10 protein-coding genes are annotated in these 11,823 nt (G+C 60.7%); 5 read left to right on the top strand and 5 right to left on the bottom strand.

The annotated features are described in order from the left end of the window. Nucleotides 1–42: 42 nt before the first annotated feature. Complete coding sequence (locus ABIE33_RS15455; protein ID WP_429126361.1) at nucleotides 43–981, bottom strand: AraC family transcriptional regulator; 939 nt, start codon at nucleotides 979–981, stop codon at nucleotides 43–45. A 110-nt stretch (nucleotides 982–1,091) separates the two neighbouring features. Here ABIE33_RS15455 and ABIE33_RS15450 point away from each other — a divergent pair, with 110 nt between their 5' ends. Continuing rightward, the gene (locus ABIE33_RS15450) at nucleotides 1,092–2,291 is read left to right on the top strand and encodes an MFS transporter (RefSeq protein ID WP_429126359.1); all 1,200 of its coding nucleotides are present in this window, start codon (nucleotides 1,092–1,094) and stop codon (nucleotides 2,289–2,291) included. A gap of 149 nt (nucleotides 2,292–2,440) precedes the next feature. Here the strand turns inward: ABIE33_RS15450 and ABIE33_RS15445 are convergent, their stop codons facing one another. Beyond that, complete coding sequence (locus ABIE33_RS15445) at nucleotides 2,441–3,061, bottom strand: cysteine hydrolase family protein (RefSeq protein ID WP_429126357.1); 621 nt, start codon at nucleotides 3,059–3,061, stop codon at nucleotides 2,441–2,443. A gap of 126 nt (nucleotides 3,062–3,187) precedes the next feature. Here ABIE33_RS15445 and ABIE33_RS15440 point away from each other — a divergent pair, with 126 nt between their 5' ends. Next, nucleotides 3,188–4,159: a GlxA family transcriptional regulator gene (locus ABIE33_RS15440; RefSeq protein ID WP_429126355.1), complete on the top strand. Its 972-nt coding sequence runs from the start codon at nucleotides 3,188–3,190 to the stop codon at nucleotides 4,157–4,159. A 156-nt stretch (nucleotides 4,160–4,315) separates the two neighbouring features. Next, the gene (locus tag ABIE33_RS15435; protein WP_429126354.1) at nucleotides 4,316–5,338 is read left to right on the top strand and encodes an LLM class flavin-dependent oxidoreductase; all 1,023 of its coding nucleotides are present in this window, start codon (nucleotides 4,316–4,318) and stop codon (nucleotides 5,336–5,338) included. Nucleotides 5,339–5,425: 87 nt separating this feature from the next. On the opposite strand, the gene ABIE33_RS15430 is transcribed toward ABIE33_RS15435, so the two are convergent. Next, on the bottom strand, nucleotides 5,426–5,857 hold the full coding sequence (locus ABIE33_RS15430; RefSeq protein WP_429126352.1) for an OsmC family protein: 432 nt from the start codon (nucleotides 5,855–5,857) through the stop codon (nucleotides 5,426–5,428). Nucleotides 5,858–6,215: 358 nt separating this feature from the next. On the opposite strand from ABIE33_RS15430, the gene ABIE33_RS15425 reads away from it, so the two are divergent. Beyond that, the gene (locus tag ABIE33_RS15425) at nucleotides 6,216–7,532 is read left to right on the top strand and encodes a dicarboxylate/amino acid:cation symporter (protein ID WP_429126350.1); all 1,317 of its coding nucleotides are present in this window, start codon (nucleotides 6,216–6,218) and stop codon (nucleotides 7,530–7,532) included. A 597-nt stretch (nucleotides 7,533–8,129) separates the two neighbouring features. Then, nucleotides 8,130–8,606, top strand: coding sequence for a GNAT family N-acetyltransferase (locus ABIE33_RS15420; RefSeq protein WP_429126348.1), 477 nt, complete (start codon nucleotides 8,130–8,132; stop codon nucleotides 8,604–8,606). 381 nt (nucleotides 8,607–8,987) lie between these two features. On the opposite strand, the gene ABIE33_RS15415 is transcribed toward ABIE33_RS15420, so the two are convergent. After that, nucleotides 8,988–9,206: a hypothetical protein gene (locus ABIE33_RS15415; protein WP_429126346.1), complete on the bottom strand. Its 219-nt coding sequence runs from the start codon at nucleotides 9,204–9,206 to the stop codon at nucleotides 8,988–8,990. 32 nt (nucleotides 9,207–9,238) lie between these two features. Then, nucleotides 9,239–11,185 carry a hypothetical protein gene (locus ABIE33_RS15410; RefSeq protein WP_429126345.1) on the bottom strand — a complete coding sequence of 649 codons (1,947 nt, stop codon included), beginning with the start codon at nucleotides 11,183–11,185 and terminating at the stop codon, nucleotides 9,239–9,241. Nucleotides 11,186–11,823 lie beyond the last annotated feature (638 nt).

Genomic DNA, 11,823 nt, shown 5'->3' with positions numbered 1-11,823 from the left:
CTGCAGGTATGGCCGATTGAATCGAGGGACTATCGGATCGTCTCAGGAAGCCAGTTGCCCCCTGGCCGAGGTCTTGTTTCGGTAATGGCTCGGTGGTGCCCCGATGATCTTGCGGAAGGCGCGACTGAACGAGGCCTCCGAATCGTAGCCGAGGCGGCCCGCGACAAGAGCCACGCGCTGCCCTTCCTGCAGCCATTGATGCGCCTGGTGCATTCGCATGCGCGCGACGTAGCGAGCCGGCGTCTCGCCCATGGTGTCGACAAAACGCTGGGCAAAGCCCGACCGCGATGCCCCCATGAGCTTTGCCAGTTCGGGTACGCTCCAATCCCGCGCAGGTTCAAGGTGGATAGCTGCAAGGACGCGTCCGAGCTCCGGATTGCGCACGGCCGCCAGCCAGCCCGTGGCCGTGCCGCAGCCATGCTCCACCCAGGTTCGAATGAGCGTTGCCGTGAGCACATCGGCAAGCCGTGAGAGAATGCCGCCCGAGCCGACGCGCTGCATTTCGGCTTCCCGCATCATGGCATCGAGCAGTGCCGGTATGGAAGGTTCGCTCGCGGCAAGATCGCTGGTGCGCATGACAGCGGGCATCAGTTGCAGGAGAGGGTGCAGACGATCGACGTTGAACTGCATCACCGCAAAGAAGAGGAGGTTCTTGCTATCCGTCGAGGGGCATTGCACGTCGATGATGCCGTCACACAGCTGCCGCCGCGGCAAGTCGGCTATCGAAACGGCGGGAATGCCCGGCTTGCTGGCAAGCACATGCGCGTCGCCCCTCGGCAACAGAACCGCATCGCCCTGGGCGAGCTCTATCCATTCACCATCCGGTGCCTGAAGATGGGCGGAGCCTGCAGCGAGAAAATGGAACCGTGCCGGCTGCTGCGCCGGATAGGCCGTCGCCCAGGGCGCACAGGGTTGGCAACGCCCATATTCGACACCGTCGAGCCTCAGCCCACGCAGGATTTCGGTCAACGCATCGCTCACAAGGCGCTCCAAAAGTTTGGACAAACGGCACAGTCTTTTGGATTTTCTAGCATAGAAACTCCGGATGGTCACGCCTACCTTCGTCATCAACAATCGCGGAGATAAAAATCATGGATGGCGTCGTGACGAAATCAGGTGCCCCGACGGACGAGCAGAGCAGAGCCCGATGGGGCGCTGTCGTTTCCCTTTCACTTGGGGTTTTCGGCCTGGTAACGGCGGAGTTTCTGCCGGCAAGCCTGCTGACGCCGATGTCGGCGGATCTCGGGGTCAGCGTCGGAGCCGCCGGGCAGTCGGTGACCACCACTGCGGTCGTTGCAGCCGTCGCCGGCCCGGCGATCGTGGTTTACACAGGCCGCTTCGACCGGCGCACGGTGCTTCTGGCCTTGACGGGCCTGCTGGTTGTATCGAGCCTGATGGCGGGCTTTGCGCCGAACCTTCCTTTCCTGCTTGCGGCCCGCGTTTTGCTCGGCGTCGCGCTTGGTGGTTTCTGGGCGATGTCGCTGGCGCTGGCCATGCGGCTGGTTCCCGGCAGACTGATGCCGCGCGCCATGGCGATCGTGATGTCAGGCGTCTCGATCGCGACGGTCTGCGCCGCACCCGTTGGCGCCTGGATAGGTGCGACGCTCGGCTGGCGCTATGCCTTCCTGCTGGCAGCCGCGGTCGGGGTTGTAACCTTTATCGTCCAGGCACTGACCGTTCCGTCGCTACCGCCGATCGGGACCACTGGTCTGGCCACGATCGCACGGGTTCTCAGGCGCCCGGCTATCCGGCTGGGACTTGCCACCATCCTGCTGGTCGTGACCGGCCATTTTGCCGGCTTCACCTACATTCGCCCCTATCTTGAGCAAGTACCGCGTTTCGACGTCGAAATGATCACCGCGATCCTGCTCGCGTTCGGTATTGGTGGCTTCTTCGGCAATATCGCCGGCGGCTTCATGGCAGAACGCAACACGCGCCTGTCGATGACGCTGGCAGCGGCGGGCATTGCCGCCACCGCACTCCTGCTCGCCGTCGCCGGCATGCTGCCGGCGATTGCCGCCGCAGCCACGGCAGCCTGGGGTTTCGCCTTCGGTGCACTCCCTGTCAGCGTCCAGTCCTTCATCAGCCGGGCCGCCGGCGACGAGGCGGAAGGCGCCGGGGCGGCGACACTAACGACATTCCAGATCGCCATCTCCACCGGAGCAATCCTCGGCGGCCTTATCGTCGAACTGCAGGGGCCTGCCGGCGTCTTCATGTTCGCCGCACTGGCCGCCTTGCTGGGCGCCTCGCTCGTCGCGGTCTCCCGCAAGGTGGCGCTCCAGCCAGGTTGAGACAAAAACCGATCCGTTGGAGGCCGAGATCCCGCATTTCACCGGGGTTGAAGAATGATCCGTTACATGCGCAGCGCTACTGAGGAACGTTGGGAGGCACCATGTTGCCTCCCATCTCTCAGGCTTTGGGCCTCAAGGGCGGTAAGGTGTCATTTGTCCGTCAGTGGCAGAGCCAAGAGCTGTTCGGTCGTGACGATGTCCCCGAAGGTGTCGTCGATCGAGGCTAGAGCTGCGCGGTGCAGAGTGACATGCGAGACGGTCTTGCCATCTGCTATGTCGAGATCCCGCGTGGCGCAGGCATCGTCGGCGACAATCACATGGTAACCGAGCGGGACGGCATCGCGTGCAGCGCCGGCAACGCAGGCATGGGTCATCAGGCCGGCAATGATGAGTGTATCGACGCCGGCATCCTTCAGGCGCTGATCGAGGTCGGTGGTCGGAAACACACTCACCGACGATTTACGCACCACCGAATGGCTGGCGGATGGCTGAATTTCGTCGTGAAACCGGGACGTCGCGCTATCCTCGGCAAAGACCGGGCTTCCCGCCGGTGCCACGTGCTGCACGTGATAGACTTTCATCCCGTCCGCATCGGCACGCTCGATGAGACGCTTGGCGTTGGCGAGCGCCTCTTCGCCGTCCGGGATCGGCATCCTGCCGCTGAAGTATTCGTTCTGAAAGTCGATCACCAACAGGGCGGTCTTGGCGGGGTCAAGACTTCGCGGCGCTGTGGCTCCGGCCATAGTTCGGATGGTTGGGTGCTGCATCATGGAAGACGTCCTTTCGCATCGTTGTTGATAGCTGAAAATCCCGCATGCGGCGGCGTCGCGAAAGTGGCCAGAATGACAATATGTGCTAAGTTCTGGCCAATTCATCAAAATGGGATCACCGCGCCTATGCACACCATTGCCGTCATCGCCTTTGAAGGCATCAGCGCCTTCCACCTGTCGGTGCCCTGCATCGTGTTCGGCGATGAGCTTTTGAAACTCGGAGCGCCCCGATATCGCCTGCTGATCTGCGGCGAGAACACCGGGTCGATTGCCACCGGCTCCGGCTTTCGCATTGAGGTGACACATGATCTGAGCCACCTGGGGCAGGCCGACACAGTCATCGTGCCGGCCTGGCGGGATCCGGACGAACGGCCTCCTGAAGCCTTGCTGCAGAGCGTTAGGGCCGCTAACGCACGCGGCGCGCGGCTGGTCGGGCTTTGCCTTGGTACCTTCGTACTGGCGGAAGCGGGCGTGCTGAACGGGCGACCGGCATCCACCCATTGGGCCTGGGCTGAGGATTTCCAACGAAACTATCCGCAGGTCGCCCTGGATCAGGATGCACTCTATGTCGACGATGGCGACATCCTGACATCGGCCGGGACGGCCGCGGCCATCGACTGCTGTCTGCATATCGTACGTCGCGATCATGGGGCAGAAATTGCCAACCGCATCGCCCGGCGGCTGGTGGTGGCGCCGCATCGGCATGGCGGCCAGACCCAATATATCGAGAAGCCAATGCCCTCCGCCGGCGGCGAGGCGCAGCTCGGTGCGACGATCAATTGGGCAATCGAGCATCTGGGCGAGCCATTGTCACTCGAAAAGCTGGCGGCACGGGCCGGGGTGAGCCTGCGCAGCTTCACCCGGCATTTCAGAAAGGCGACCGGAACCACGTTTACGCAATGGCTGCTGAACCAGCGGCTGGCGACCGCGCAACGCCTGCTCGAAACCGGCTCCTGCTCGATCGACCGGGTCGCAGAGATGGCCGGCTTCGGCTCCACGGTATCGCTGCGCCAGCACTTTACCCGCGCCTTCTCGATCTCGCCGGCAAGCTACCGCCGGCAGTTCAGGAAGAGACCAGATGCGCAGGCGGTTCTGTGAAGTATCCCAAAATGCTGCTTACGTTTTGCAAGGTCGGCAACAGGGCGGTTCGCGAGCAGATCGGAAACACAGCGTTCGACCCTCCAAGGCTGTCGCCAGAGACGATCTTATGCCATCTAAGATAGTAGCAATGACACATCCCCAGGCGGCACTATCGTGAAGAAAATCGGATTCCTTTCCTTCGGTCATTGGACCCCCTCCTCCCAGTCGCAAACCCGCTCGGCAGGTGATGCGCTTCTGCAGTCCATCGACCTCGCGGTTGCGGCCGAGGAACTCGGCGCTGACGGCGCCTATTTCCGTGTGCATCACTTTGCCCGGCAGCTGGCCTCCCCCTTCCCGCTTCTGGCCGCCGTCGGCGCAAGGACGAAGCGCATCGAGATCGGCACGGCCGTGATCGACATGCGCTACGAGAACCCGCTTTACATGGCCGAAGACGCCGGTGCCGCCGACCTGATTTCGGGCTCCCGTCTTCAGCTCGGCCTCAGCCGCGGCTCGCCCGAGCAGGTGATCGATGGCTGGCGGTATTTCGGCTACCAGCCACAAGACGGCGCATCGGATGCCGACATGGGCCGAAGCCACGCCGAAGTGTTTCTCGAAGCGCTGAAAGGCAACGGTTTCGCCCAACCCAACCCGCGGCCGATGTTCCCGAACCCGCCGGGTCTGTTGCGGCTCGAACCCCATTCGGAAGGGTTGCGCGACCGCATCTGGTGGGGCTCCAGTTCGAACGCCACCGCCGTCTGGGCGGCAAAGCTCGGCATGAACCTGCAGAGTTCGACCCTGAAGGACGACGAGACCGGAGAGCCGTTCCATGTTCAGCAGGCCGCGCAGATCCGCGCCTACCGCCAGGCGTGGAAGGAAGCGGGCCACACCCGCACGCCGAGGGTCTCCGTCAGCCGCAGCATCTTTGCGATCGTCGATGATCGCGACCGCGCCTATTTCGGCCAAAGCGGCAAGGAACAGGACACGATCGGTTTCATCGACGAGAATACACGGGCAATCTTCGGAAGGTCCTATGCCGCCGAGCCTGACGTGCTCATCAAGCAACTCGCCGGGGATGAAGCCGTGGCCGAGGCCGATACGCTGCTTTTAACCGTCCCCAACCAGCTCGGCGTCGACTACAACGCGCACGTCATCGAAGCGATCCTGAAGCACGTGGCGCCTGCACTCGGCTGGCGTTAAGCGGCAAGGCCTGTTCGTTCGCGGGCGTTCGAATTCGACTGGCACGAACATGCGCGTGCGCCGACCAGGTCGGCGCACGCGCGCTTCTCACGCCAGACTGACGTCGAGTGTTATCGGAACCGCCCCGAGTGCCTTTGACACCGGGCATCCCGCTTTCGCCTTGTTTGCCAGCTCGGTGAATTTTGCCAGATCCGCTCCCGGCACCCGGCCTTTCAGTGCCAGATGGATAGCCGTGATGGCAAAGCCGTCGGCGACGGATTCAAGCGTGACCTTGGCGCTCGTCTCCATGCTGTCAGCCGTCAGGCCAGCCTCCCCGAGGATCAGCGACAACGCCATCGTAAAACAACCGGCGTGAGCCGCCCCGATGAGTTCCTCCGGGTTGGTGCCTGCGACGCCTTCGAAGCGCGCTGCGAACCCATACGGATAGTCCTTGAGTGCGCCGCTATGCGTCGAAATCTGACCCCTACCGTCCTTGAGACCGCCGGCCCATTTAGCCGATCCTGTGCGATTGATCTGCATGCTCTTCTCCTGAGGGTGAAATCCACAGGCTCCAGATAGGGCAGTGATGTCAGATTGGTATGCGTAGAGCTTGCACTGCGACCCGCCAGCCCTCGAATACACGGCTTGCGACGCTTGCAACCGGGCGCAACATAACGAATTGCCGGTTTCGCCCCTCCGCCATGCACCGACGCGAAACCTTCGGCCGGGAAAATTATTCCACCTATGATTGGTCCCGAGCCAAACGGTTGCTTATCCTCAGCCACAACCTTGACTAATTTGCCCGCGTTGCGGAAGTTTCCTCCCAAACGCTCTGCTCCAAATCAATCGAGTGTGAATCGTGTCCCAAGCTATTATCAAATCCCCGAAGCCGTTTTTCATGTCCTTCGGCTTTCAAGTTCTGGCAGCCATGGTCATCGGACTGCTGCTCGGTCTCATCGCCCGAAACATAGGCGCCGACGCAGCCGGCAACCCCAACTGGCTGACCGTGACGCTCCAGACGATCGGCTCCATCTTCGTGCAGCTTTTGCGCGCCCTGGTTCCGCCGCTCGTCTTTACGGCGATCGTTGCCTCCATCGCCAATCTGGCGACGCTTCAGAATGCGGCGAAACTGGTCTGGCAAACCCTGCTCTGGTTCGCGATCACCTCGTTCATCGCTGTCATCATCGGCATCGCACTTGGCCTCATCATCCAGCCCGGCGTTGGCTCTGCCGTGTCGCAGGAGGCCGCCAAGGCGCCATCCTATGCGGGCTCGTGGCTTGATTTCCTCAAGGGCCTGGTCCCCGCCAACATGCTGGGTCTCGAGGCAAGCACCAAGCTGACGGAAGGAAGCGCCAGCACGTCGCTGAATTTCAACGTGCTGCAAATCCTGGTCGTTTCCATCGCCTTTGGTGCTGCCGCGCTGAAAGCCGGTGAAGCGGCCAAGCCCTTCCTCGCCTTCAACCAGTCGCTACTGGCCATCGTCCGCAAGATCCTCTGGTGGGTCATTCGCCTGACGCCCATCGGCACCATCGGTCTGCTCGGCCGCGCCGTGGCGCAATATGGCTGGGGAACGCTGGCGCAGCTCGGCTGGTATGCGGCAGCTGTCTATATCGGCCTTGCCATCGTGCTCTTCGTCGTCTATCCGGCGCTGCTGATCGTGCATGGCCTGAAGCCGTCGCGCTTCTTTGCCGGTGCTTGGCCGGCAATCCAGCTTGCGTTCGTGTCGCGCTCGTCGGTCGGCACCCTGCCTGTCACCGAGACCGTGACCGAAAAGAGCCTCGGCGTGCCGCGCGAGTTTGCGGCCTTTGCCGTTCCGCTCGGAGCAACGACCAAAATGGATGGTTGCGCGGCGATCTATCCGGCGATCTCGGCGATTTTCATCGCGCAGTTCTTCGGCGTGCCGCTTGGACTGCAGGAATATGTGCTGATCGTCTTCGTCTCCGTGCTCGGCTCGGCAGCGACCGCCGGTCTGACCGGTGCAACCGTGATGCTGACGCTCACCCTGTCGACGCTTGGCCTTCCGCTCGAGGGTGTGGGCTTGCTGCTTGCCATCGACCCGATCCTCGACATGGGTCGCACCGCCGTCAACGTCGCCGGTCAGGCGCTGGTGCCGACGATTGTTTCCAAGCGCGAAGGCATTCTCGACGAGACCGTCTACAATGCCGGCAGGTCCATCGAGGACCCCGAACCGGCTGCTGCCCTCCAGACGGCGTGATTGGGTTCACGTCCAGAGGAAGCCGGCATCTCGCCGGCTTTCTTGATTCTATCGCCCGGCTAAACCGCTCGGTGCCACGGATCATTGCGGCGGCCTCATTTTCACATACTACCAACCTGCGCTGATATTGACCTCTTGCGCCGGAGCGATTTTGGTTTCGGGCAAGGAGAGAACCGGAACCGGACCAAATAGGTCAATATCAGTGCGGATTGGTATAAGTGCTGGTTCCAGCTCCCCCCGAGACGGTTTGGCGCGCGCCACCCAATCTGCCTGCATTACCCCGAGAACGAGCAGCGCTTGTCGCACAGCCACGATGTTGCAGTTAGAGAAACCTGCGGGCGCATCGGCTTCCACGGTGTCGGCAGTCCTCGGCCTCGGGTCGATTCCGTCGGTGAAGCAGGACCGCGAAGGTCGGCTGCCCCAAATCGAGACAGGTCCATTCCGAACTCAAGACTGGCGGATTGCCAGTCGTATTCACGCTTCAATCAGCGCGTTTCGACTATCATCAACAATGCCGTAGAGTTGTTATCGGCCAGCGATTGGAATAGTGAATGACCGTGACTTTTGCCAAAACAACACGTGACAAGCGGAGTTTGGATGCCGGTCATCTTCCAACGGATAAATGAAGACCACGCGTTGCAGGCCGCCGCCATCATCGTGAAGGCATATATCGAGCCGCCTTGGAATGAGGCGTGGACCTTGGAGAGAGCGGCGGCACGGATGGGCGAGTTGTCGACCACTCCCGGTTGGCTGGGCGTCGGGGCATTGGAAAGTGGCACATTGCGTGGCTTTGCGATCGGCCTCCCCCATACGTCGGCTGCCGGCAGGGGCCTGTACATTCCTGAAATCGCGGTTCTGCCCTCTCACCAGCGACGTGGCATCGGCAAGCAGTTGCTTGGATTTCTTGAGGCTGAAGCCCTGAGTTCCGGCTTTTCGAGCGCGTGGCTTTTGTCGCAAAACGAGGGCGCCACTGCCGAATACTATAAGGCGAGCGGCTACAATCAGGCTACTATGCTCAGGATTTATTCAAAGCCGCTCAGTGGAGCCCTCAGTCAGTGCTCTGATGATTTGTGATGCAACTGGCCCGTGGCTGAGTTCGCTTGAATGATCGCCAGGCATCCTGCGCGCTGCATGCTGTAGCGCCAGCAGTCGAAAAAACTCAGGGCGTACCAACTCACGCCGAGGCATGGCATCCGCGTTCAACTGCACCCAATACCAACCTGCGTCGATATTGACCTCTTGCGCCGGAGCGATTTTGGCTTCCGGCAAGGAGAAAACCTCGACCGATGCCAAGGCGTCGCTCTAGGTCCGCTCCTCGCCGGATGACCGCACACGGCCCCACGCAATAGATCAATATCAGCGCAGGTTCGTATGAGTCGCATGGCCGAGACAGTCCTGGCTGCAGTTGTTATCGCCTGCAACGGGGATTGCGCTGCCGTTTCTTTAAGCCGGAGCCTACCCTTCGTAGTGACCCGACGATGCGGCAGCGGCCGACTTGACGACCAGCGCCACGTCGGCCCCCCTGATCACACTCACCCCGGCGGCGCGTAGATCGGCAACCGTCTTCAGTCCACCGGCCTTCGGCGAATCCAGCGGCTCTACGCTACGAGCATTCAGATCGACAATCCAAAGGCCCTGTTCGCCTTCGATACCTATCACAACAACTTTGGCCATCCGTATTCCCCTCTCACTATGATCTGCTCGGTCTAAAATCCTGCCCTCTTCAAGCCTTCTCGGTAGAGGTCTTTGTGCCATTGTTCCTTGCTGGGAACAGCGGCAAGCCACGTATCCAGGTCGAAATTGGGGTTGGCTTCACGCACCCGACGAACAAAGACACGCGCTTTGTCTTTATGGCCCAACATCGCCCAGTTCGCGGCCGAAAGCCTGTCGGCCAGGCTCGGATCGGCCATACGTCCGATGTAGTCCAGCGATGTCTCGAATTCGCTGAGCGCGTAGTTCGCACCCGCCGCGGTCCAGAGATAGGAGTCCGGGCTCAACGGATTGAGCTCAATCGCACGTTCGATCTTTTCCAACGCCTTGCCGGGAAGCGAGCAATGGACGAGTGTATCGGCGTGGTCGGCAATGATATCGGCATAATGGGGACCAAGCGTCTCCGCCAGTTCCATCGCTTCGGCGCTTTCATCGAAGGCCCCCTGCAACAGCTTGGCCACGCCAAACTCACGATAGCCGTCAGCCAGATTCCGGCGGGCACCGATGGCACGCATAGCAAACACCTCGGCCGACTTCAGTAGCTCGAGGTCGCCTCGTGCGGTCAGCAGCCATTCCTTTGAGTAGGTCCTGGCGATCGAACTCAGCGCCGGCGCAAAATCGGCGCTCGCATGGAGTGCGGTCTTCATCTCCTTGCGGGCGCGCCGCAAGTCCGGCAGCGTCAGCCGGTTCAGGTGCCGTCGTCCCACGAGATAGCTGTGGTACGCTGCCGGATTCAGCTCGCGATAAAGACGCGCCGCCTCATGCCGCTCGATCTCGCTTGAAACCGAAAGCGCGATGTTTCGTGCGATCACACGCCGGGTAGCGATGAGTTCCGGATGGCTCAGGCTGAACCTTTCCGCCCAGACGACCTCATTATCGGGAAAGAAGATGAGCTGGACGAACAACGTTCCTTCGCTTGTCTGACTGCTGATCCGGCTGTCGAGGATGTAGTTCAGAGAAAAACGCTCGAAGAAATCAGCCTGGTTCCCAAGCTGGTGTCCGATCCGGACGGCAGAATGGTGGGCGATCACCTGCAGGCTGTTGAAGGCGCAAAACCCGATTGTGATATCCTCGATCAGGGCACTCGCGATGAAACCAAAGTCCGGGCGCCCGACGTGGTCGCTCGGAGGCAACAGCACCAGACGAGGGATTGCATGACGGTGCGTTTGTCCAGATTCAGTCTGAAAATCAGGTTCGGACATGCTGGCGGGACGGGCGTACGGCCGTGCGCCCGACCCAGTTCCCGCGTCTCGGCTCGCCAAGACGCTCACGAGATCGGCACCTCGTGTAAGCGCCTTGCATCGCTTGTCGAGAATTTTCCTGAGGTGGTCGACTTGCTCTTCCGCTTGAAAGATTTCGACGAGCAACTGCAACGTATCCGGATCCGCGTATTCCGCCTCGATGAGCAATATCCCCGCATCCTTGAGAACTTCAGCCTCTTCCTCCGAGCGCTGCGCGCGCGACGCTTTTCTCAACAGAGCTTTGAGAAGGGTATTTTGGCGGTCTTTCTGTTCCGCGAGCCAGCCATGAAAAGCGCGGCTCTGACAGTCGACCGGCCCCAGGAAAGACCGATGCATCAGCGTTGCAAGGCTGTGGAGCTGGGGCAAGGGATCGGCTATTTCGGTATCGGTCGCCGAATCCATATCCGATGACAACGACGAGCGATCCATGTGGATCATGTTACTGGTAAACGAGAGGAATTGCGCTCCAAGTTCGTCCTGGCGGACTTTTATCCTGGAGATCAACTTGCGCATGTTCACGAGGGGAACGGCATTGCCATCGTTGCCCCACAAGAATGCGGCCATCACCGTTCGTTGTTCGGCTCCTTCCTTGGTCGTGAGCAAATAAGCGAGGAGTAACAAACCTTTCTCGGGATAGGCAACTTGCCCTCGCTCTGAATCGACGAGCCTCAAGCCCCCAAAGGTTTGCAGAAAGAAAGCCATTTGTACCTTTAGGCCATCCGCCAATATTTATAAGAATCCGCGTGTCGAAAAAGTTTCAACAGCAGCATCTAGACCCTTCGGCCACTAATCTAGGAAACGATTGGACAAACGATTGCGCGACGGAGTTTGTCTTAATAGCTCACAGAATTCAACCGGGAATTTACTGTGAGGGAAGGGAGTTTACATAACTCACCGATGCCGACGAGTGGACCGCAGAGCATCTATTCTACGCTCCACTCCAGGTTTTATTCCAATTTGCGACGCAACGACCGGAACCCACTTCTGCAAAAATCAGAGAATGCAGCGTATCGGAAATCACAACTCGATCTACTGGATCCGCCCCGGCACGTACCACTCAGCGAAAGGCTATTCCTTTCTCGCGGCCGATATCCGGCGGCGAAAGCCTTGCTCACATCAGACCTTGCGGGCGAGCTCAACACCCCGTGGCGAACAGGTGGTCATCATCGATGGCTTGCCAACGCCGGAAGGCAAGCGGTCGTGGCATTGGGTGTGCCCTTCGCCTCCGGCAGCGACAGACGCTCGCGCCCGCGCAACGTCATCGTGATTGGACTTCGCCGTGTTGCGGAGTCAGGTTTGATGACGGAAAATGGGCTGGCGCAAAGCATCTATCGTCTGAA

Source organism: Ensifer sp. 4252, assembly GCF_050434565.1.
In the GTDB taxonomy this organism is placed as follows: domain Bacteria; phylum Pseudomonadota; class Alphaproteobacteria; order Rhizobiales; family Rhizobiaceae; genus Ensifer.
The sequence above is the reverse complement of the archived record's forward strand: the minus strand, read 5'-3'. Positions and strand labels throughout refer to the sequence as shown.